Genomic DNA, 19,537 nt, shown 5'->3' with positions numbered 1-19,537 from the left:
TAGCGTCGGGGAGACGGCTGCCCCAACCGAACCGGCGACTCGTTCGTCTGTATGGGTGACGGCGGATCGTCCGTCGTCGGGAGGAACCAACGTGGCGAGCGCATGGGACCGGGTAGCGGAGCGGCTCGTCGCCGAACGCGGCGACGCCCTCCTGCGGTACGCGTACCTGCTCTGCGGCGACCGCGAGGAGGCCGCGGATCTCGTGCAGGACGCCCTCGTCCGCACCTTCGGCAGGCCCCGGCGCTCGCTGGAGCTGCCGCGCGCCGAAGCGTACGTGCGCCGGGCCATCCTGAACCTCGTCATCGACCGCTCCAGGCGGCGGGACACCTGGCGCCGGGTCAGGCACCTGGCCGTCGAACCGGATCTCCCCGTCTCCGCCGCCGATGCGGTGGATGAACGGATCGACCTCGCCGAGCGGCTCCGCGCGCTCTCGCCGCGTCAGTCGGCGTGCCTCGTGCTGCGGTATTACGAGGACCTGCCGGTCGCCGAGATCGCGCGGCTCCTCGGCATCGCCGAGGGCTCGGTCAAGCGCTACCTGAGCGACGGGCTCAGGGCGCTCTCCTCCGTGCTGGCCGCGGCCGATCCGGCCGCGAGAACGGGAGGCGAACATGCCCACCCCACCTCCTGACCCCGATGAGCTGCGGCGGGCGCTGCGAGCGGATGCCTCGAACGCCGGGGGCGCCCGGCTCGACCTCGACGAGGTGCTCGCCCGCAGTCGCCGGGAACGCCGGCGACGGCGCACGACCCTCGTCGGCGGGACCGCCGCCGCGGTCGCGGTGCTCGCCATCGGCGGGATCGCACTGACCGGCGGTCTCGGGCTGAACGCCGGGTCGACCACGGCCGACGCGCCGGTGAGCTCGTCGGCCGATACGGATGCCGAGACCGAGGGGCAGTCGCTTCCCTCGACCGGAGTCGCCCCCGCCGACGAGCCGCCGGAGGAGGAGCTCGTGCTGCGACCGGTCGACCGCCTGAACGCCTGCGGCGCGCCCCCGGTCGGGGCGACCGCGCCCGGCGCCGACGGCCTCACGATCTCGATCGCCTCGGTCGGCCGGCTCGACGCCGGCGGCAGCGCGCAGGCGACCGTGGTCCTCACCAACACGGGTGAGACGCGCTACCGCGGCGAGCTGTTCGCCGGCCCAGCCCTGACGATCGCCGACGAGGTGACACGGTGGCACACGAGCGGGCTCGAAGCCGTCCGGACCCCGCTGGAGCTCGATCCCGGTGCCTCGGTTGAGCTCGCCGCCACCCTGCGGGCCGTGCGCTGCGACGACGACGCCTCGCTCGCCGATCCCGGCGCCCTCCCGGCGCTGGCCCCCGGCGAGTACCGGCTGAGCGCCGCAGTGGCGCTCGCCGCCCCCGGTGCCGCGCTCGGCGTCCCGCTCGTCTCGGAGGCCGTGGAGCTGACCGTCCGCTGAACGCGGGCCCGCGCGGTGGCGCCCGTTCGGGGGCGGGACATAGACTCTGGAGCGTCTGGTCCCGGGGCGGAGGGCTGCTGGTACATGTCGAAGCGACGTCTGGGTTCGATGCTGCTGGCGCTCGGCGCCGTCCTGGCCGCGGTGGCCGTGCCCGCGGGCATCGCGCACGCCGAGGACCCGGTCTCGTTCGGCAGTTCGCCCGTGGTCGATCAGGCGGGCGTGCTCGGCGAGCAGCTCGCCTCGGTCGAGCAGGCCCTCGTCGCGGCCGGCGACCGCAGCGGCCGCCAGCTCTACGTCGCCTACGTCGACGAGTTCACGAATCCCTCCTCCGCCGTCGAATGGGCGGCGGACACCGCCGTCGGCGCGAACATGGGCGCCGAGGACTACCTCCTCGCGGTCGCCGTCGACGGCCGCGCCTACTACCTCTCGGCCGACCAGAACGCCTCCCTCTCCGACGCGGAGCTCGACCGCATCAGCTCGGAGATCGTCGAACCGCGCCTCCGCGACGGCGACTGGGCGGGCGCCGCGACCGCCGCGGCCGACGCGATCGCGGGCGGCGCCGGCGCGGGCGGCGGCTGGTGGGGCTGGGTCATCGCCCTCCTCGTCGTCGCGGCCGTCGTGGTCGTCATCGTGCTCGTGGTGCGCTCGCGCCGTCGGCGCGGCGCCGGGGCCGCCGGGGCGGCCGGTCCCCCACCGCCGTCGCTCGAGGAGCTGCGCCGCACGGCCGGCGGGGCGCTCGTGCAGATCGACGACGCCCTGAAGACGAGCGAGGAGGAGCTCGGCTTCGCCGTCGCCTCCTACGGCGACGAGGCCACCGCGCCCTTCCGGGAGGCGCTCGCCGCGGCGAAGGGCAAGGTGCGCGAGGCGTTCGCGATCCAGCAACAGCTCGACGACGAGGTCCCCGACACCGACGAGCAGCGCCGCGAGTGGTACACGACGATTATCCGCGTGACCGGCGAGGCCGACGCCCTGCTCGACGCGCAGGCGGAACGTTTCGACGCCCTCCGCGAACTCGAGCGGACCGCACCCGAGGCGCTCGCCCGCGTGCGTCAGGCCGCCGCCTCGGTCGAGACGAATGCCGCCCCGGCGGCCGCGCGGCTCGCCTCGCTCCAGGCGCAGTACGCGGGCCCGGCGCTGGCCGCGATCGCCGACAACCCGACGCAGGCTCGCGCCCGCCTCGACTTCGCCCGCGAGGCGATGACCGAGGCGGAGGCCGCCATCGCTCGCGGCGAACAGGGTCCCGCCGCCGTCGAGATCCGCGCCGCCGAGGAGGCCGTCGACCAGGCGAAGCTGCTCGCGGCGGCGGTGGAACGGCTCGCGGCCGAACTCTCCGCCGCGGACGCGGCGGTCGCCGCCGGGGTGGCGGATCTCGAGCACGACGTGCAGACGGCCCGCGGGATGCCGGGCGACGGGCTCGCGGCACTCGCCGAGCAGACCGCCGCGGAGGCGGCCGCGCTCCGCAGCGCACTCTCGGGCGCCGCTCGTGATCCCCTCGCCCTGCAGGCGCGGCTCGCGCAGGCGAACGCCGCCATCGATCAGGCCATCGCCGGGGCGCGCGACGCGGCCGAACGCGCCCAGCGCGCGGCCGCGCAGCTGCAGCGCACCCTCGCTGCCGCCTCGGCCAAAGCGCAGACGGCGGAGGACTACATCGTGGCGCGCCGCGGCGCGATCGGCCCGGAGGCGCGCACCAGGGTCGCCGAGGCGCGCCGGCTCGTCACCGAGGCAGGCAGCCAGGCGCCCGGCGACCCCGTCGCGGCGCTCGCCACCGCGCAGCAGGCCGAACGCCTCGCCGACGAGGCGATCTCGCTCGCGCGCACCGACGTCGGCGGATTCGGCGGTGGGGGCGGTTACGGCGGCGGATTCGGCGGCCCCGCGGCCCCGGCCGGGCGGAGCTCCGGCGGCGACCTGTTCGGTGCCGTGCTCGGCGGCATCCTCATCGACAACCTGCTCGGAGGAGGCGGCGGCGGACGCCGCTCGAGCAGCGGTTGGGGCGGCGGCTCAAGCTCGTCGGGCGGCTTCGGCGGATTCGGCGGCGGCAGCTCCGGGCGCCGCTCCGCAGGGAGCTTCGGCGGCTCAGGCACGCGATCCCGCCGCGGGAGCGGAGGCCGATTCTGATCCGCACAGCCCGCCCCACACGCACCGGCCCCGGCCGACCCGCCGGCCCCGGCCGGCCCGACGACCCCGCGGATGCCGACGGCATCCGCTGACCCGCCACAGGAAAGGAACCGCCATGGTCAAACAGTCCATCTTCGGTCGCATCTCGCAGCTCGTCCGCGCGAACATCAACGCGCTGCTCGACGAGGCCGAAGACCCGCAGAAGATGCTCGATCAGATGGTGCGCGACTACACGAACTCCATCGCCGACGCCGAGGCCGCCATCGCGGAGACGATCGGCAACCTGCGCCTCCTCGAGGACGACCACCGCGAGGACGTCGACGCCGCGAAGGAGTGGGGCGACAAGGCCCTCGCTGCGAGCCGCAAGGCCGACGAGCTCCGCGGCTCGGGCGACGCAGCCGGGGCCGACAAGTTCGACAACCTCGCGAAGGTCGCCCTCAGCCGGCAGATCTCGTCCGAGAACGAGGCGAAGGCCGCCGAGCCGCAGATCGCGGCGCAGACCGACGTCGTCGACAAGCTGAAGGCCGGCCTGAACGGCATGAAGCAGAAGCTCGTCGAGCTGCAGAACAAGCGCAACGAGCTCGTCGCCCGCGCGAAGACCGCCCAGGCGCAGCGTCAGGTGCAGGACGCGGTCAAGTCGATCGACATCCTCGACCCGACGAGCGACCTCGGCCGCTTCGAGCAGAAGATCCGCCGCGAGGAGGCGCTCGTCCGGGGCCAGGCCGAGATCGCCGCGTCGAGCCTCGACGCCCAGTTCAACGAGCTCGACGACCTCGGCGAGCTCACCGAGGTCGACGCGCGGCTCGCCGCGCTGAAGGCCGGCGGCGGCCAGGGCGCGATCGGCGGCTGATCCGTCCGCGCGCGAGTCGGATGCCCCGGGCGAACCGCCCGGGGCATCCGCCGTTTCTCCCCCGATGCTCCGCGAAGGGGCGATACTGGAGTCCATGCCGGCCACCTTCGTCGTCGTCCCCCTCTGGCAGGGTTCCGTCTCCGCTCGCGCGATGAGCCACGTCGACGGGGCCGAGGCGATCCGCGGCGACCTGCCGTCGGCCGCGACCATCGCCGTCGAGGTGCCCGTCGAGGCCGGCGAGGCCCTCGGCACCGGCATCCAGCGGTACAGCACGATCCGCCGGGTGCGCGACGCCGCCGAGCTCGCCCTCGAACAGGTGCCCGACTGGGCGCTCACGATCGGCGGCGACTGCGGGGCCTCGCTCGCCGCGGTCGGGCACGCCTCGGCACGCGGCGACGGCGAGCTCGCGGTGCTCTGGCTCGACGCCCACCCCGATCTGAACACGCCGGACAGTTCGCCCTCCGGCGGCTTCGGCGGGATGACCCTCCGCGCCATCGCCGGTGAGGGCGCGGACGGCCTCACCCTCGACGAAACGCACCGGATCCCGCCCGGGCGCATCGTGCTCGGCGGCGCCCGCGCGTTCGACGACGAGGAGCGCCGCTACATCGACGAGCACGGGGTGCAGACCCTCACCGTCGAGGACCTCTCCGATCCGACGGTCGTGGTCGGCGCCCTCGAGGCGACCGGTGCGAAGCGGGTGTTCGTGCACATGGACCTCGATGTGCTCGACCCGTCCGCGCTCGCCGGGCTGTCCTACCCGCTCCCGTTCGGGGTCGACGCCGCGACCCTCGCCGCGACGCTCCGCGCGGTGGTCGCCCGCTTCCCGATCGCGGGCGCGGCGATCGCGGGCTTCGCCCCGGGCTCGCCCCTGGCCGCCGAGGACGATCTGCCGACCATCCTGCGCCTCGTCGCCGCGCTCACCTCGGCCGACCGGGGCGAGGCGTGACGGGCGGGGCCCGCGGCATCCCGTCCCGGGAGCCGCGCCGCTTCGTGCTGCGCCTCACCGACTCGCCCGTCAGCCGGGTCGGCTACTGGTGGGCCACGGCGGTCGGGTTCGTCTGGGGCTCGCTCTGGAGCACCGGACGCGTCGAGCGCCGCAACGGGCTCTGGGTCTTCCAGGGGATGCCGAAGTGGACGTTCGGCCGCGGCGGATCCTGCGTCGGCGGCTGCTACCTCACCGACCGCAACGTCGGCCGGCGAGTGCTCGTGCACGAGGCGGTGCACCGACAGCAGTGGCGGAGGTACGGCATGCTCTTCCCGCTGCTCTACTTCGTCGCCGGGCGCGACCCGCTGAAGAACCGGTTCGAGATCGAGGCCGGCCTCGAGGACGGCGGCTACCTCCCCCGCCGTCGCTGACGCCGCTCCCCGCCGCCGCCCCCGCTCCCTCCGCCGCCTACACAACTCAGGAACATCTGGCGATTATGCGCGACGTGCCGTTGCGCGAAGCGCGGCTTCGCAGGGATGCCGGTCGGATTGTTCCTGAGTTGTGGAAGGCAGGGACGGCGAGCGACACGGAACGGCCCGGATGCCTCGGCGGTTCGCCGAGCGTGTCGAAGCGGCCCTTCGACGGGCTCAGGGAACCAGCGGAGGCCGACTACTTGGCGAGCGCCGCCGCGATCGCGTCGACGAGGGTCGGCAGGCCGCCCTCCCAGTCGAAGCTGAGCGCGGTCGGCGGCGACACCGACGAGACCGTGACGGGGTCGGAGACCTGGGCGACCCTGCCCGCGGCGACCGCGGGGATGGCCTGCACCTCGGGCTTGGTGAGGAACGCGTCGGCCTCCTCCTTCGAGGAGTGGTAGCTCACGATGAAGTCGGCGTCGAGCTGGTCGAGCTGCTCGTAGCTCAGCTCGTAGTAGAAGCCGCCGTCGCTCGTGTCGAGCTTCGAGACGCTCGGTGCGACCTCGAGGCCGAGCTCGGTCAGCACCTCGATCCTGGAGTCGGCCGCCGTGTAGACCGAGACGAAGCCGTCGCCGTCCCAGATGCCGGCGAAGGTCTTGCCGGCGAACTCGGGGTGGGCCGCGGCGGTCTCGGCGAGCTGGTCCGAGATCGAGGCCAGCAGCTCGTCGCCCTGCTCGGCGAGGCCGAGCGCCTCGGCGGTGATGCGGATCTCCTCGTCCCAGGGGGTGGTCCACGGCGCCTCGGGGTATGCGACGACCGGGGCGATCTCGGAGAGCGTGTCGTACTGCTCCTGCGTGAGGCCGGAGTACGGGGCGAGGATCAGGTCGGGGTCGGCCTCGATGAACTCCTCGTAGGGCACGGTCGCGCCGCCCTCCGGGTCGCTCAGCAGGGTCGGCAGCTCGACGCCGGCGTCCTCGTAGGCCGCCTCGACCCACGGAAGGTAGTTGTCGGCGCCGACCGTCCACACCTGCTCGCCGATCGCGACGGGGTAGACGCCGAGGGCGACGGCCGCCTCGGTGGAGCCCCAGCCCCAGGTGGCGACGCGTTCGGGTGCCTTCTCGATCACGGTCTCGCCGAGGGCGTGTTCCATCGTGATCGGGAAGCCCTCCCCGGTGACGGCGGCGTCACTCGGCGTGGGCTCGGCGCTCCCGCCGGCGCAGGCGGAGAGGGCGATCGCGGTGACGGCGGCGGCGGCCACGGCGAGCAGGGGACGGCGAGAACGCACGGAGACTCCTTGAGTCGGTCGGGGGATGATAAGGACAGGCTAACCTAAGCTTCAGTGGAATGGGAACCGGGATGACCTCCGGTGACGGGCTGCCCCGCGTGGAAACGCCCGATCGGCACGATGAGCGGCCCGCCGGAGACCGGATCGTCGATCACCTCGGCCTCGAGCCCGAACGCTCCGTGTACCGTGTCGCGGTCGAGCACGCGGGCCGGCTCCCCCTCGGCCACCACCCGGCCGCCCGACATCACGACGAGGTGATCGGCGTACCGGGCGGCGAGGTTCAGCTCGTGCAGCACCATCACGATCGTCGTGCCCCGCTCCCGGTTCAGCGAGGTCAGCAGGTCCAGCAGCTCGAGCTGGTGCGCAAGATCGAGGTACGTGGTCGGCTCGTCGAGCAGCATCACGTCGGGCTGCTGCGCGAGCACCATCGCGATCCACACCCGCTGGCGCTGCCCCCCGGAGAGCTCGTCGATCGGCCGGTCGGCGAGCTCGGCCGTGCCCGTCGCCTCGAGCGCCTCCGCCACAGCCCGGTCGTCACCGCTCGAATGCCGACCGAACCAGCCCTGATGCGGGTAGCGGCCCCGGCCCACCAGATCGGCGACACGCACGCCGTCGGGGGCGATCGAGGATTGCGGCAGCACGCCGAGCCGTCGGGCGAGGTCGCGGCGCGGCATCCGCCCGACGTCCCGGCCGTCGAGCGTGACTCGGCCGCCCTCGAGCGGGTGCAGGCGGGCGAGACCGCGCAGGAGGGTCGACTTGCCGCACGCGTTCGGGCCGACGATGGCCGTGATGCGCCCGGCCGGCAGCCGCAACGAGAGGTCGTCGATGATGCGCCGGCCGTCGTAGCCGAGACTCACCCCGTCGGCGGCGAGTCCCAGGGCGTGGTCGCCTGGCGGCGCGGCAGCTCCGCCCGGGGCGACGGATGCCTCGGCCGGGTCGACGGTGCGTGCGCGGGGGGTCATGCGCGAGTCCTCTCGGTGCGGGCGAGCAGCCAGAGCAGATAGGGGGCGCCGATGAGGCCGGTGACGATGCCGACGGGGGCGGTGACCCCCGGGATCGCGAACTGGCCGACGACGTCCGCGGAGAGCGTGAGCACGCCGCCGACGACGGCCGAGGCGACGAGTGCCGCGCCGCCGCCGCCGACGAGTCGGCGGGCGACGGCGGGGGCGATGAGCGCGACGAACGCGATCGGGCCGGCGATCGCCGCGGCGACGGCGACGAGCCCGACGGCCGCGGCGAGCAGGACCACGCGACCCGTGTGCGCCCGCGCGCCGAGCGAGGCGGCGTGGTCGTCGCCGAGTGCGAGCACGGCGAGCATCCTGGAGGCGAGCGCCACCGCGAGCGACATGACGGCGACCCCGAGGAGGAGCCCGGCGAGGTCGTCGCCCCGCACGTCCGCGACGCTGCCGACCGTCCAGTGCAGCGCCTGTTGCGCCTGCCGGACGTCGCCGCGGGCGAGCAGCCAGCTGACCGTCGAGCCGCAGACGTACGCGAGCCCCACGCCGACGAGCACGAAGCGGATGCCGTGCAACCCCTGGCGCCAGGCGGCCGCCCAGATGATCACGGCGACGGCGAGACCCCCCGCGAAGGCGAAGCCGGCGACCCAGACGCCCGCAAGGCCGAGTCCGAGCATCGCCCAGACCGCACCGAGGCTCGCGCCCGACGAGATGCCGAGGATATCGGGGCTCGCGAGCGGATTGCGCAGCACCGCCTGGAACACCGAGCCGGACAGGCCGAAGGCCCAGCCGACGACGAGGGCGGCCACGATCCGCGGCAGACGCAGTTCGAGCACGACGAAGCGCTCCACCCGCTCGCCCTGCCCGAGCAGCACCGCGAGCACCCGGTCGGGAGAGACGGCGGCGGCACCGAGCGAGGCGGCGGCGAGCGCGACGGCGAGCCCCAGGGCCGCGACGATCAGCACGACCGTGAGCTCGCGCCTGCGGCGTCGGCGGCGCACCTGGTGCAGCAGCGCGACCCCGGCCGGCCGTGTCGTCGCCGTGCGGTCGCGCTCGGCCTCCACCGCGCTCACAGGCCGGCCACTTTCCGGCTGCGCGCGACGGCGATGAGCACGGGAGCGCCGAGGAAGGCCGCGACGACGCCCGCCTCGAGTTCCGCATTCGGCACGATGAGCCGGCCGAGGACGTCGGCGGCGAGCAGCATGATCGGCCCGAGCAGCAGCGCGAGCGGCATCACGAGCCGGTAGTCGCTGCCGATGAGCCGGCGCGCCGCGTGCGGGACCACGAGTCCGACGAGCGCGATCGGACCGGCGAGCGCGGTCGCGGTGCCGCACAGGAGCACGATCGCCGCTCCGGCGAGCGCACGGGTGACCCCGACGCGCTGACCGAGGGCGCTCGCGACGTCTTCGCCGAGGGCGAGGAGGTTCAGCCGGTGGGCCAGGAAGAAGGCGAGCACGGCGCCGACGAGGAGGAAGGGCCAGAGCACGCCCACCGTCGACAGCTCCCGACCTGTCAGGGAGCCGACGGCCCAGAAGCGGTACTGGTTGAAGGCCTCGGTGTCCTGCAGCAGCACGAGCGCGATGAGCGGTGTGATGAAGGCCGTCACGGCGGCGCCGACGAGCGCGAGACGCACCGGCTCGCCGTGGCCGATCGAGAACACCGCGACCGCCGCGAGTGCGGCGCCGGCGAAGGCGAGCCAGATGTAGCCGAGCGGGTCGACGAGGCCGAGGAAGGAGATCCCGAGAACGACAGCGAGGGAGGCCCCGGCGTTGATGCCGAGCAGGCCCGGGTCGGCGATCGGGTTCCGGGTGACGCCCTGGATGACGGTGCCGGCGAGGCCGAGCGCGACGCCCGCGACGAGGCCGATGACGGTGCGCGGCACGCGCAGCTGGAGCACGACGAACTGGTCGGGGTCGGCCGTGTCGGGAGAGAAGATCGCCCGCCAGACTTGGGCGGGGTCCATCGCCCGGACGCCGAACGCGAGGCTCGCGAGCACCATCAGCACGAGGACGACGGACGCGACGAGGAAGACGAGGGCGATGCGGCCGGGCCGGGCCCGCTTCGTTCGGCGCGGCGCCGGCGCGGACGCGGCGGCGGCCGCCGCGGGGCTCTCACCGGACTCGGGCGTGCTCGATCCGTCCGGGCGGGAGGCGGTCGCCGGCATCACTCCAGTTCGGCGCGACCGCGCCGCCAGTAGCCCATGAACGCGACCTGACGACGGTCGAGTCCGGCGTCGCGCACGAGGAAACGACGCAGCGAAGTGATGACGGATGCCTCGCCGGCGAGCCACGCGTAGCAGGCTCCGTCGAGGCTCCGGCCCTCGGGCACGTCCCAGAGCGGGACATCGTCGCCGTCGGCCAGCTCGGCCGCGGAGAGCGCGGCGGCCGAGGCGTCCGCCGCGGCGTCGGTCGCCGGCCGGTCGTCGATCGGCGTCGTCGCCCGGGCCACCCAGTCCCGCACCGCGGGCACCAGTCGCTCGCCGTGCACGGCGTCGGCCGACGAGCGGGCGAGCCAGCGCACCTCGACGCCCTCCGGCGCGGCGACCTGGAGGACGTCGGCGGGGCTCGGCACCTCGATGAGGGCGGCGCCCGAGGCATCCGCCGGGAGCTGCTCGAGGATCGCGCAGATCGCGGGCGCCGCGGTCTCGTCACCGGCGAGCAGCACCGTGTCGACCGCGCCGGGGCGGAAATCGATGCCCACGGTGCGCTCCGGGCTGCGCTCGTCCGGCCCGATGATGAGGAGTTCGTCGCCCTCGCTCGCGCGAGCTGCCCAGGCGGAGGCGGGGCCGAGGTCGCCGTGCAGGGCGAAGTCGACGTCGACCTCGCGGCGGCCCGGCCGCACGGCGCGCACCGTGTAGGTGCGGAACGCGTTTCGCCGGTCGGCGGGCAGCTCCCGCCAGGCGCGGTACCAGTCCTCGCCCGCGGGGAAGTCGGCGAAGCCGCGGCCCTCGATCGGGAACACGAGCTTCACCCGCTGATCGAGACCGGCCGTGCCGAAGTCGGCGAGCTCCTCACCCGCGAAGGTGACCCGGACGAAGTGGGGCGAGAGCCGTTCGGCGCGCGCGACGGCGGCGCGGAAGGTGCGGTACGCCGGTCGCGGCCGGACGACCGACTCCGCTACTGAGGTAAGCATTACCTAAGTCTCGCACACGCCTCCCCGTGTGCGAAGAGACAATTCAGGAACATCTGCCCGATATGGCCCTCGAGCATTCCCGCACGGCCCGAGAATCCGGGCCTGTCCTGGACGCGTTCCTGAGTTGTCGCACCGGGCGCGACGCACGACCGGGCGAGGCGGGCGGGGCGGGGCGGGATCACCAGACGGGCGGGCGCTGCCCCACGATCCCCGCCCGACGCTCGAACTGCGCGGCGATCGACAGCAGCACCGCCTCGCCGCCGGGACGTCCGATGAGCTGCACGCCCATCGGCAGGCCGCCCTCGGTGAAACTCACCGGCACCGTGATCGCGGGCAGCCCGGTCACGTTCACGAAGGAGGTGAACGGCGTGAACGCGACCTGCTGGGCGAAGTTCCGCTCGCCATCCTCGGCGTCGTACCAGCCGACCGGGCGCGGCGTCATCGCGAGCGCAGGGGTGAGCACCGCGTCGTAGCTCGCGAGCCGGCGGATGACGCGCTGCTCGTAGTCCGAGAGCCACGACAGTGCCGCGACGAGTTCGGTCGCCGGCAGCGCCCGTCCGCGACGCAGCAGCCACCTCGTGAGCGGCTCCAGCAGCTCCTCCCCCTCGCCCCGCACCGGGATGCCGCCGGCCCCCGCCTGCCACACCGCACGGAAGGCGTCGGCGTAGTCCGGCTCCGGCACGGGCGGCACCGCCTCGACGCCGTGGCCGAGCCGCTCGGCCAGCTCGATGCCCCGGTCGAGGGCGGCGCGCGCCTCCGGCTCGATGACGATCTCCGTGAACTCGTCCCACGGGGTGTCGGTCATCACGCCGAGCTGGAACCGGCCCTCGCCCCGGATCGCAGCCCCGAGGAAGGGGCCGTCGCCGCCGGCGGGCCGGAGCGCGAAGGGATGCTCGGCCGGATACCCCACTGGGGCGACCAGCCCGTCCAGGAGCAGCGCGGCATCCGCGACGGTACGCGCGATCGGGCCGGCGACGCCCAGGCCGGCGAGGCTGCCGATCCCCGAGCCGCCCGGCACCCGGCCGCGAGAGGGCTTCAGCCCGACGAGCCCGCAGGAGGCCGCCGGGATCCGGATCGAGCCCCCGCCGTCCGACCCGGGGGCGAACGGCAGCAGGCCGGCGGCGACCGCCGCCGCGGCACCACCGCTCGAGCCGCCGGCGCCGCGGGACAGGTCCCACGCGGTGCGCGCCGGCGGGAAGGCGAGCCCTTCGGTGTACGAGGGCAGTCCGAACTCGGGCGTCGCCGTCTTGCCGAGGCTCACGGCGCCGGCCCGGTCGACGTCGCGGACGAGCGCATCGGACTCGGTCGGCACGAACCCGGCGAAGGCGCGGGAGCCGAAGCGGGCCGGCATCCCGGCGCGGAGCTGCAGGTCCTTGTCCGCGAGCGGCATGCCCCAGGGCGGCGCCGTCTTCGGCACCGCCCGCTCGACGAGCCGGGCGCGTTCGAGCGCGGCATCCGCGTCCACGTGGGCGAAGGCGCCGAGCTCGGGCCCCAGCCGCTCGATCCTCGCGAGGAAATGGGCGGCGAGCTCGCTCGGCGAGATGCGGCCGCGCTGGAGCAGCTGGTGCAGTTCGAGGGCGGTCGCGTCGTGCAGTTCCACCGGTTCGCTCATCCGTCGAGCCTACGACCGACGGGAGCCCGCCCGCTCAGCGGAGGTTCTTCTGTAGCAGCACCGTGCCGAGCCAACGGTCGAACTTGAAGCCGACCCGGCCCATCCGGCCGATCTCCACGAAGCCGAACTTCTCGTGCAGCGCGAGCGACGCCTCGGCGCCCTGATCGGCGATGACGGCGATCATCTCGCGGAGCCCCGCCGCCGTCGAGGCGTCGATGAGTGCGCCGAGCAGCGCCCGGCCGAGGCCCTTGCCGGACGCCGCCGGCCCGAGGTAGATCGAGTTCTCGACGGTGTAGCGGTACGCACGCCGCTGCCGCCAGGGCGCGGCGAGCGCGTAGCCGAGCAATTGCCCGGACGGCGACTCGGCGACGAGGAACGGCAGGCCGAGCTTGTCGAGCATGGCGTACTTCTGCCGCCACGCGCGGAGGGTCATCGCGTCCTCGTCGAACGTGACCGTGGAGTTCGCGACGTAGTGGTTGTAGATCTCGCGCACGCTCGGCAGGTCGGCGGGGCTCGCCGGCCGGATGACGTACTCGAACGGCGCCTCGGCGGGCTCGACCGGCCGCAGGTGCGGCGGCGGCACGCGCCGCTGCTGGTATTCCTCCTCGAGCATGGCGGTCAGCCTACGCGTCCGGTGTTGCGTCCACGTTTCGGCGGCGGATCCAGTCGGTCGGTGGCGCGGCTCAGGCGGGCAGCGACCAGTCCACGGGCGCACCGCCCTGCGCCTCGAGCAGCGCGTTCGCCCGGCTGAACGGCTTCGAGCCGAAGAAGCCGCGCGAGGCCGAGAGCGGGCTCGGATGCACCGACTCGACGGTCGGGACCTCGCCGAGCAGCGGCTTCAGCGACTGCGCGTCACGCCCCCAGAGGATCGCGACGAGCGGCGCGCCGCGGGCGACGAGGGTGCGGATGGCGTGGTCGGTGACGGCCTCCCAGCCCTTGCCCCGGTGCGAGGCCGGTGTGCCCGGGCGCACCGTCAGCACGCGGTTCAGGAGCATGACCCCGTTGCGGCTCCAGGCGCCGAGGTCGCCGTGCGCCGGGGGCTCCACGCCGAGATCGTCGCGCAGCTCTTTGTAGATGTTGCCGAGGCTGCGCGGCAGCGGGCGGACGTGCGCCTCGACGGCGAAGCTGAGGCCGATCGGATGGCCCGGGGTGGGGTACGGGTCCTGGCCCACGATGAGCACCCGGACGTCGCCGATCGGCTGCGAGAAGGCGCGCAGCACGCGGTCGCCGGCCGGGAGGTAGCCGTGCCCGGCGGCCTGCTCGGCGCGCAGGAAGTCGCCGAGCTCCGCGATGCGCGGGGCGACGGGTTCGAGCGCCGCCGCCCAGCCCGGGTCGATGAGCCCGGCCTCGGCGAGCTCCGGCAGGGTCTTCGCGGGCGCCATCATGCGCCGATCGTCGAGACGAGCACGCCGCCGTCGCCCGGCAGCACCCGCCACACGCTGCCGACGCCCTCGACGCGGAGCCCGCCGTCGCCGACGATGAGCACGGTGCGCTCGTCGATGCCGAGCGCGCCGTCGATGAGCCCGGACTCGACGGCGGCGACGAGTCTGGAGAGCGTGCCGCGCTGCGCGACGTGCACGTCGATCGCGACGTCGACGAGACCGATGCCGGCGTCCGCCTCGAACTCCGCACCCCCCTCGTCCGGGTCTTCGGGCGCGACGAGCACGCCGTCGATGCGGGAGCCGCCGCCGAGCGCACCCTCGGCGGCGATCATGGCGCCGGCCGAGACGCCGAGGTAGGGCACGCCGCCCGCGACCTGTCGGCGCAGCTCGCCGAAGAGGGGTTCGAGTGCGGCGCGCACCTGCTCCACGATGCCGCCGCCGACGAGGATGCCGTCGACGTCCGAGATCGCGGTGGGCGGGAGCTCCTCGCCACCGGGCGAGCTGGTGAGGTGCGCCTCCACCTCGCCGGCCGCGGCGAGCACCCGGCGCAGCGCCTCGGCGCGCTCCGGCCCGCCCGGGTGGATCGACAGGATCGCGATCCGGGGCACGGGGCGGCCCGCGGCCCGGGCGCGCGCCGCCGCTTCGGCGAGGAACGGGGCGTACAGCGCGGCGTCCGCCGGCTCCAGCGCGCCGCCGCCCAGCAGGTGGACGCTCACGCGGTGACCTGCACCGGCGGCTGCGCCGACCAGGGGAAGACGATCCAGTCGTCGGTGGCGCGGTAGCTGTAGTCGGGCACGAGCACCGTGCGCGACTTCGTGTAGAGCGTCGCCGTGCGCACCTCGGAGCCGACGTCGGTGAGCAGTTCGAGGACCTTCGCGAGCGTGCGGCCCGAGTCGGAGACGTCGTCGACGAGCAGCACCTTCAAGCCGGCGAGTGCGGGCGCGTCAAGCATCGGCGGGTGCACGATCGGCTCGGGCAGCACCTGCTCGATGTCGGTGTAGAACTCCACGTTGATGGAGCCGCATTGCTTCGTGCCGAGCGCGTACGAGATCGCCCCGGCGAGCAGCAGCCCGCCGCGCGCGATCGCGATGACGACGTCGGGGCGGAACCCCGACCCGAGCACGTCCGCGGCGAGGGTCCTCGCCGCCTCGCCGAACTGGTCCCAGCCGAGGATCTCGCGACGCACACCGGGTTCGCCGATGGCCGCGTCATTCGCGTCGAAGGTCATCCTGCAAGGGTACGGCGTCGGCGGCGGCGCCGGCATCCGCGGCCCGCCCCTCGCGGCGCCGTTCGCGCTCCCGGTCCGTCGTCCCGCGCCCCTCGCCGGTCTCGTGCGGCCGCTCGCGGAGCTGGCCCAGCCGCTCGGTGAACAGCGACACGATCGTCGCCGAGGCGGTGCCGACGATCGCGATGCCGCCGATCATCAGCATGACCGCGAAGATGCGACCGGTCACGGTCACGGGGTACATGTCGCCGTAGCCGACGGTGGCGATGGTGACGCAGGCCCACCAGATCGCGTCGCCGAAGCTCTGGATCGTCGCGCCCGGGGCGTCGCGCTCGGCGTTCAGCGTCGCGAGCGCGATGAAGATGATGAAGACGACGGCGTAGACGAGCATGGACGAGACGATCCGCGCCCGGAACGCGTCGCCGCCGTGACCGCGGAAGTACCGGACCCGGTGCACGAGGCTCACCACCCGCAGCGCCCGGAACACGGGCAGTACGGCCGAGAGCACGTCGAGCGGGTGGTGCACGAGGAAGGCGGTACGCTGCCCGCGCGGGGTGAGCGCGCAGCGCACCACGACGTCGACGACGAAGGTCGCCCACGAGAGGATCAGCAGCAGCTGCAGCGCGAGCACTAGCCAAGCGGGGAGCGCGTCGGCGAGCACGAGCGTCGCGTACGCCACGAGGAAGGCGGCGCCGAGGACGACGAGCGGCCCGGTCGTGCGCTCCTCCCAGGCGCGGCGGCGGGCGGTCTCGCGGTCGTGCTCGCCCCCCGCCCCGCTCATCGCCCGGTCCGCACCTCGAGCGGGCCGCGCGCCAGCAGGTGCGGGGCGGCCTGGGCGACCGGCTTCACGACGATGAGGTCGAGGTCCACATGCGCCGGTTTGCCCATCGCGTCGGCGATGACGGCGGCGACGTCGTCGGCGCCGAGCGGCTCCGCCACCCCCGCGTACACGGCATCCGCCTTCTCGCGGTCGCCGCCGTAGCGGACGAGCGAGAACTCCTCCGTGCGCACCATGCCCGGCGCGACCTCGACGACGCGGATCGGCTCACCGTTCAGCTCCAGGCGCAGCACGGCGGTGACGGCGTGCGCCGCCGACTTCGCGGCGTCGTACCCGCCGCCTCCCGCGTACGGCACATGCCCGGCGATCGAGGTGACGTTCACGAGGTCGGCGACGCCGCGCTCCGCGGCCCCCTGCCGCAGCAGGGGCAGGAGCGCGGCGGTCACGCGCTGCAGGCCGAGCACGTTCACCTCGAACATCCAGCGCCAGTCCTCGGGGTCGGATGCCTCCACGGAGGCGACCCCCTTCGCCCCGCCGGCGTTGTTCACGAGGCCGTGCACGGGGCCGCCCTCGGCGAGCGCGGCGGCGAGCGCGTCGACCTCCTCCTGGCGGGTGACGTCGCACACCTGGAACGCGGCGCCGGTCCGGTCGGCGAGCGCCCGGAGCCGATCCGCGCGCCGCGCGACGGCGACGACGTCCCAGCCGTCGGCGCGGAGCGCCCGCACCGTGGCCTCGCCGATGCCCGAGCTCGCCCCGGTGACCACTGCCCGTCTGCCGTTCATGCGCCTATTCTGCCCGTGCTGGGAGAATGGGGCGATGCCTTCCACGCCGACGACGCCGACGAAGTCCCAGCCGCACGCGAAGAAGCGGGTGCCGCTCTGGGACAACGCGAGGTGGATCGCGATCGTGCTGGTGGTCGTCGGCCACGGCATCCTGCCTCTCATCGGCGAGTCGAACTCGGCGTACAGCGTCTACCTGTTCATCTACTCGTTCCACGTCGCGGTGTTCGTCACCGTCTCGGGCTACTTCGCGAAATCGGGCCCGCCGACGGCCCGGTCCATCCGCCAGGTCATCACCGACATCGTGCTGCCGTACCTGATCTTCGAGACCATCTGGACGGTGCTGCGGTTCCTGCTCGGCACGGGCGTCGGCCTCGACTACGCGACGCCGTCGTGGACGCTCTGGTTCCTCATCGCGCTCGCCGTCTGGCGCGTGGTGCTGCCGTACCTGGTGATGCTGCGGGCGCCGCTCGTCATCGCGATCGTGATCTCGGTCGCGGCGGGCTACTCGGAGACCATCGACTCGACGCTCGCCCTCAGCCGTACCTTCGGCATGCTGCCGTTCTTCGTCTTCGGCTGGAAGCTCCGCCAGTGGCGCATCACCGGCCGCTGGCTGGCGCTCCCGGCCCGGGTGGCCTGGCGCTGGCGCGCCGGGGCGATCGCCCTGTTCCTCGCCGTGCTCGTGGCCATGCCGACCGCCATCGAATGGTGGCGCGATGTGAAGCTCCGCCGCTTCCTGCTGTACGACGAGTCGTACCCCGATCTCGGCTACGACGAACCGTGGACGGGCGCCATCCGGCTCGGGCTGCTCCTCGCCGCGATGGTGCTCGCCGTCGCGTTCCTCACCCTGATGCCGCGCGGGGCGCACTGGTTCACGCCGTTCGGCACGGCGACCATGTACATCTACCTGCTGCACAGCTTCGTGCTGTTCCCGTTCCGGGAGTCGGGCGTGCTGGAGGGCGACCAGCCGTTCTGGGTGCTGCCCGCGATGATCGTGTTCTGCGTCGGCATCTCGATCGTGCTGTCGCTGAAGCCGGTGCGCCGCCTCTTCCGCCCGCTCGTCGAGCCGCGCGCCAGGTGGCTGTTCCGGCCGGAGCCGTCGACCGCGACCGGCACGATCGTGCTGCCGCCGGAGGCGCTCCCGCCGGGCCCGGCCGGCACGACGCCGCCCACGGCCCCGCCCGCACCGCGCGACTGAGCCGGCCGGCCAGCGGTTACGCCGTGTGTCGGGTCGCGTTGCCCGGCCTGCGCGCCCCGCCTAGCGTGGTCGCAACACGGCCGGGCCACCCGAGCCGGCCGAACCGAAGGAGAGCTCGATGAGCAACGCAGCCGACTGGCGCTTCGAGACCAAGCAGGTCCACTCCGGCGCCGCCCCCGACCCGATCACGAAGGCCCGCGCGACCCCGATCTACCAGACCACCTCGTACGTCTTCGACAACGCCGAGCACGCGCAGAACCTCTTCGCGCTCGCCGAGTTCGGCAACATCTACACCCGCATCCAGAACCCGACCCAGGCGGTCGTCGAGGAGCGGGTCGCCGCCCTCGAGGGTGGCACCGGCGCGCTGCTGCTCGCCTCCGGCCAGTCGGCGGCGACCTTCTCGGTGCTGAACATCGCCCAGGCGGGCGACCACATCGTCTCGTCGAGCTCGATCTACGGCGGCACCTACAACCTCTTCAAGTACACCCTCGCGAAGCTCGGCATCGAGACCACCTTCGTCGAGAACCAGGACGACGCCGAGGAGTGGCGCCGCGCGGTGCGCCCGAACACGAAGCTCTTCTTCGCCGAGACGATCGGCAACCCGAAGATCAACGTGCTCGACATCGGTCTCGTCGCGGGCATCGCGCACGACGCCGGCATCCCGCTCGTGGTCGACAACACGATCGCGACGCCCTACCTCATCCGCCCCTTCGAGCACGGCGCGGACATCGTCATCCACTCGGCGACGAAGTTCCTCGGCGGCCACGGCACCACCATCGGCGGCATCATCGTCGACGGCGGCACGTTCGAGTGGTCGAAGAACGTCGAGAAGTTCCCCGGCCTCACCGAGCCCGACCCCTCGTACCACGGCGCGAGCTACACGGCCGCGGTCGGCGACGGCCTCGCCTACATCATCAAGGCGCGCGTGCAGCTGCTGCGCGACCTCGGCGCCGCGATCTCGCCGAACAGCGCGTGGCTGCTCATCCAGGGCATCGAGACGCTGTCGCTGCGCATCGAGCGCCACGTGCAGAACGCCCAGGAGATCGCCGAGTGGCTGGACGACCACCCGGACGTCGCGACCGTCAACTACTCGGGCCTGCCCTCGAGCCCGTGGTACGCCGCGGCGAACACGTACTCGCCGAAGGGCGTCGGCGCGGTGCTGTCGTTCGAGCTGAAGGGCGGCGTCGACGCCGGCCGCGCGCTCGTCGACAACCTCTCGCTGTTCTCGCACCTCGCGAACATCGGCGACGTGCGCTCGCTCGTCATCCATCCGGCCTCGACGACGCACTCGCAGCTCACCCCCGAGCAGCAGCTCACCTCGGGCGTGACCCCGGGCCTCGTGCGCCTGTCGGTCGGCATCGAGAACATCGATGACCTGAAGGCCGACCTCGAGGCCGGTCTCGCCGCCGCCCGGGCCGCCTCGGAGGCGCTCCGCGCGTAACGCGGAGCCCAGCACGACCCCGGATGCCGCA

At 73.8% G+C, this 19,537-nt stretch carries 20 protein-coding genes; 8 read left to right on the top strand and 12 right to left on the bottom strand.

All coding sequences use genetic code 11. From position 1 onward, the window contains the following. Positions 1–91 precede the first annotated feature (91 nt). From M3147_RS05095 to M3147_RS05070, 6 genes are all read left to right on the top strand, one after another. On the top strand, positions 92–628 hold the full coding sequence (locus M3147_RS05095; RefSeq protein WP_251202397.1) for a sigma-70 family RNA polymerase sigma factor: 537 nt from the start codon (positions 92–94) through the stop codon (positions 626–628). Then, the gene (locus tag M3147_RS05090; protein WP_251202396.1) at positions 609–1,415 is read left to right on the top strand and encodes a hypothetical protein; all 807 of its coding nucleotides are present in this window, start codon (positions 609–611) and stop codon (positions 1,413–1,415) included. Before M3147_RS05095 ends, M3147_RS05090 begins: the two co-directional genes overlap by 20 nt. A gap of 84 nt (positions 1,416–1,499) precedes the next feature. Continuing rightward, positions 1,500–3,530 (top strand): TPM domain-containing protein, encoded by a 2,031-nt coding sequence (locus M3147_RS05085; RefSeq protein ID WP_251202395.1) that lies wholly within the window; start codon positions 1,500–1,502, stop codon positions 3,528–3,530. A gap of 115 nt (positions 3,531–3,645) precedes the next feature. Beyond that, positions 3,646–4,380: a PspA/IM30 family protein gene (locus M3147_RS05080; RefSeq protein WP_251202394.1), complete on the top strand. Its 735-nt coding sequence runs from the start codon at positions 3,646–3,648 to the stop codon at positions 4,378–4,380. A gap of 94 nt (positions 4,381–4,474) precedes the next feature. Continuing rightward, the gene (locus M3147_RS05075; RefSeq protein ID WP_251202393.1) at positions 4,475–5,326 is read left to right on the top strand and encodes an arginase family protein; all 852 of its coding nucleotides are present in this window, start codon (positions 4,475–4,477) and stop codon (positions 5,324–5,326) included. Then, the gene (locus tag M3147_RS05070; protein ID WP_439954183.1) at positions 5,323–5,736 is read left to right on the top strand and encodes a Fe-S oxidoreductase; all 414 of its coding nucleotides are present in this window, start codon (positions 5,323–5,325) and stop codon (positions 5,734–5,736) included. Before M3147_RS05075 ends, M3147_RS05070 begins: the two co-directional genes overlap by 4 nt. 238 nt (positions 5,737–5,974) lie before the next feature. On the opposite strand, the gene M3147_RS05065 is transcribed toward M3147_RS05070, so the two are convergent. The 12 genes from M3147_RS05065 to M3147_RS05010 form a co-directional block, all read right to left on the bottom strand. Next, the gene (locus M3147_RS05065; RefSeq protein ID WP_251202392.1) at positions 5,975–7,003 is read right to left on the bottom strand and encodes an iron-siderophore ABC transporter substrate-binding protein; all 1,029 of its coding nucleotides are present in this window, start codon (positions 7,001–7,003) and stop codon (positions 5,975–5,977) included. Positions 7,004–7,047: 44 nt separating this feature from the next. Next, a complete protein-coding gene (locus M3147_RS05060; protein ID WP_251202391.1) occupies positions 7,048–7,965 on the bottom strand; it encodes an ABC transporter ATP-binding protein in 918 nt (305 codons plus the stop codon). Continuing rightward, complete coding sequence (locus M3147_RS05055; RefSeq protein WP_251202390.1) at positions 7,962–9,032, bottom strand: FecCD family ABC transporter permease; 1,071 nt, start codon at positions 9,030–9,032, stop codon at positions 7,962–7,964. Before M3147_RS05055 ends, M3147_RS05060 begins: the two co-directional genes overlap by 4 nt. Continuing rightward, entirely contained in the window at positions 9,029–10,123 is a 1,095-nt protein-coding gene (locus M3147_RS05050; RefSeq protein ID WP_251202389.1) for a FecCD family ABC transporter permease, read from the bottom strand. Before M3147_RS05050 ends, M3147_RS05055 begins: the two co-directional genes overlap by 4 nt. After that, the gene (locus tag M3147_RS05045; RefSeq protein ID WP_251202388.1) at positions 10,123–11,091 is read right to left on the bottom strand and encodes a siderophore-interacting protein; all 969 of its coding nucleotides are present in this window, start codon (positions 11,089–11,091) and stop codon (positions 10,123–10,125) included. The genes M3147_RS05050 and M3147_RS05045 overlap by 1 nt, the downstream gene beginning before the upstream one ends. Positions 11,092–11,269: 178 nt before the next feature. After that, positions 11,270–12,703: an amidase gene (locus M3147_RS05040; RefSeq protein ID WP_251202387.1), complete on the bottom strand. Its 1,434-nt coding sequence runs from the start codon at positions 12,701–12,703 to the stop codon at positions 11,270–11,272. A 34-nt stretch (positions 12,704–12,737) separates the two neighbouring features. After that, a complete protein-coding gene (locus tag M3147_RS05035) occupies positions 12,738–13,316 on the bottom strand; it encodes a GNAT family N-acetyltransferase (RefSeq protein WP_251202386.1) in 579 nt (192 codons plus the stop codon). A 70-nt stretch (positions 13,317–13,386) separates the two neighbouring features. Continuing rightward, positions 13,387–14,088, bottom strand: a complete 702-nt coding sequence (locus M3147_RS05030; RefSeq protein WP_251202385.1) for a uracil-DNA glycosylase — start codon at positions 14,086–14,088, stop codon at positions 13,387–13,389. Next, entirely contained in the window at positions 14,085–14,801 is a 717-nt protein-coding gene (locus tag M3147_RS05025; protein WP_251202384.1) for a Type 1 glutamine amidotransferase-like domain-containing protein, read from the bottom strand. The genes M3147_RS05030 and M3147_RS05025 overlap by 4 nt, the downstream gene beginning before the upstream one ends. Then, positions 14,798–15,313 carry a phosphoribosyltransferase gene (locus M3147_RS05020; RefSeq protein ID WP_189086348.1) on the bottom strand — a complete coding sequence of 172 codons (516 nt, stop codon included), beginning with the start codon at positions 15,311–15,313 and terminating at the stop codon, positions 14,798–14,800. The genes M3147_RS05025 and M3147_RS05020 overlap by 4 nt, the downstream gene beginning before the upstream one ends. Continuing rightward, positions 15,294–16,091, bottom strand: coding sequence for a potassium channel family protein (locus tag M3147_RS05015; RefSeq protein WP_251202383.1), 798 nt, complete (start codon positions 16,089–16,091; stop codon positions 15,294–15,296). Before M3147_RS05015 ends, M3147_RS05020 begins: the two co-directional genes overlap by 20 nt. After that, positions 16,088–16,870, bottom strand: coding sequence for an SDR family NAD(P)-dependent oxidoreductase (locus M3147_RS05010; protein ID WP_251202382.1), 783 nt, complete (start codon positions 16,868–16,870; stop codon positions 16,088–16,090). Before M3147_RS05010 ends, M3147_RS05015 begins: the two co-directional genes overlap by 4 nt. Positions 16,871–16,904: 34 nt before the next feature. Between M3147_RS05010 and M3147_RS05005 the strand changes: the two genes are divergently transcribed. Together M3147_RS05005 and M3147_RS05000 are read left to right on the top strand one after the other, a co-directional pair. Continuing rightward, on the top strand, positions 16,905–18,065 hold the full coding sequence (locus tag M3147_RS05005; RefSeq protein WP_251202381.1) for an acyltransferase family protein: 1,161 nt from the start codon (positions 16,905–16,907) through the stop codon (positions 18,063–18,065). A gap of 118 nt (positions 18,066–18,183) precedes the next feature. After that, a complete protein-coding gene (locus tag M3147_RS05000; protein WP_251202380.1) occupies positions 18,184–19,506 on the top strand; it encodes a bifunctional o-acetylhomoserine/o-acetylserine sulfhydrylase in 1,323 nt (440 codons plus the stop codon). Positions 19,507–19,537 lie beyond the last annotated feature (31 nt).

Source organism: Agromyces mediolanus (genome assembly GCF_023715325.1).
Lineage (GTDB): Bacteria > Actinomycetota > Actinomycetes > Actinomycetales > Microbacteriaceae > Agromyces > Agromyces mediolanus_A.
This window is presented reverse-complemented; position numbering and strand designations above follow the sequence as displayed.

Coding starts and splice junctions, on each gene's coding strand:
- M3147_RS05090 (WP_251202396.1), top strand. CDS start 609: ATGCCCACCCCACCTCCTGACCCCGATGAGCTGCGGCGGGCGCTGCGA.
- M3147_RS05085 (WP_251202395.1), top strand. CDS start 1,500: ATGTCGAAGCGACGTCTGGGTTCGATGCTGCTGGCGCTCGGCGCCGTC.
- M3147_RS05080 (WP_251202394.1), top strand. CDS start 3,646: ATGGTCAAACAGTCCATCTTCGGTCGCATCTCGCAGCTCGTCCGCGCG.
- M3147_RS05075 (WP_251202393.1), top strand. CDS start 4,475: ATGCCGGCCACCTTCGTCGTCGTCCCCCTCTGGCAGGGTTCCGTCTCC.
- M3147_RS05060 (WP_251202391.1), bottom strand. CDS start 7,965: ATGACCCCCCGCGCACGCACCGTCGACCCGGCCGAGGCATCCGTCGCC.
- M3147_RS05050 (WP_251202389.1), bottom strand. CDS start 10,123: ATGCCGGCGACCGCCTCCCGCCCGGACGGATCGAGCACGCCCGAGTCC.
- M3147_RS05045 (WP_251202388.1), bottom strand. CDS start 11,091: ATGCTTACCTCAGTAGCGGAGTCGGTCGTCCGGCCGCGACCGGCGTAC.
- M3147_RS05040 (WP_251202387.1), bottom strand. CDS start 12,703: ATGAGCGAACCGGTGGAACTGCACGACGCGACCGCCCTCGAACTGCAC.
- M3147_RS05035 (WP_251202386.1), bottom strand. CDS start 13,316: ATGCTCGAGGAGGAATACCAGCAGCGGCGCGTGCCGCCGCCGCACCTG.
- M3147_RS05030 (WP_251202385.1), bottom strand. CDS start 14,088: ATGATGGCGCCCGCGAAGACCCTGCCGGAGCTCGCCGAGGCCGGGCTC.
- M3147_RS05020 (WP_189086348.1), bottom strand. CDS start 15,313: ATGACCTTCGACGCGAATGACGCGGCCATCGGCGAACCCGGTGTGCGT.
- M3147_RS05015 (WP_251202383.1), bottom strand. CDS start 16,091: ATGAGCGGGGCGGGGGGCGAGCACGACCGCGAGACCGCCCGCCGCCGC.
- M3147_RS05010 (WP_251202382.1), bottom strand. CDS start 16,870: ATGAACGGCAGACGGGCAGTGGTCACCGGGGCGAGCTCGGGCATCGGC.
- M3147_RS05005 (WP_251202381.1), top strand. CDS start 16,905: ATGCCTTCCACGCCGACGACGCCGACGAAGTCCCAGCCGCACGCGAAG.
- M3147_RS05000 (WP_251202380.1), top strand. CDS start 18,184: ATGAGCAACGCAGCCGACTGGCGCTTCGAGACCAAGCAGGTCCACTCC.